The organism is Bacillus sp. H1a (genome assembly GCF_000633475.1).
GTDB lineage: Bacteria > Bacillota > Bacilli > Bacillales > Bacillaceae_G > Bacillus_A > Bacillus_A paramycoides.
This window is the reverse complement of sequence record NZ_AYMH01000121.1, coordinates 1-494: the sequence shown is the minus strand read 5'-3', so window position 1 is coordinate 494 and position 494 is coordinate 1. Positions and strand designations below refer to the sequence as shown.

The 494-nt window shown below is 38.7% G+C and carries 1 protein-coding gene; it reads left to right on the top strand.

Annotation, left to right across the window (positions count from 1 at the left end; genetic code table 11):
* A partial coding sequence (locus U860_RS0130315; RefSeq protein WP_025151403.1) for an IS4 family transposase occupies positions 1-494 on the top strand: 494 nt, incomplete at both ends.

Sequence of the window (494 nt, the reverse complement as noted above, 5' to 3'; positions counted from 1 at the left end):
GAAAACGTAAGTGCCATGGGCACCATTTTTTATCTTTGTGTGTATGGTTAAATCAACAAATCGCTACTACCTCTCTTACTCAGCTTTGTAGTCAATTAGAAACTTCAACAGGAATTTTATTAAGTCCTGAGGGACTTAATCGGCGATTTAACTCGGCTTCTGTAGACTTCTTTCGAACTGTATTTACTACACTTCTACAAGCTAAAATTGGGGGATTATCTAAGATTTCTCATGCTCTTTCTGCTTACTTTGAGCGTATTCTTATCCTTGATTCTACAACATTTCAAGTGCCGGATCGATTTGCATCTACTTATCCTGGTGCCGGAGGATGTAGTCATAAAGCTGGTGTGAAAATTCAACTAGAGTATGACTTGTTGAGTGGAGAATTTTCTGATGTGAAAATTGAACCAGGAAAACGAAGTGATCAGGCGTATGGTGCGACTCGAACAGGTATGGCACAAAAGAATGAACTGTATATTCGTGACTTAGGATAT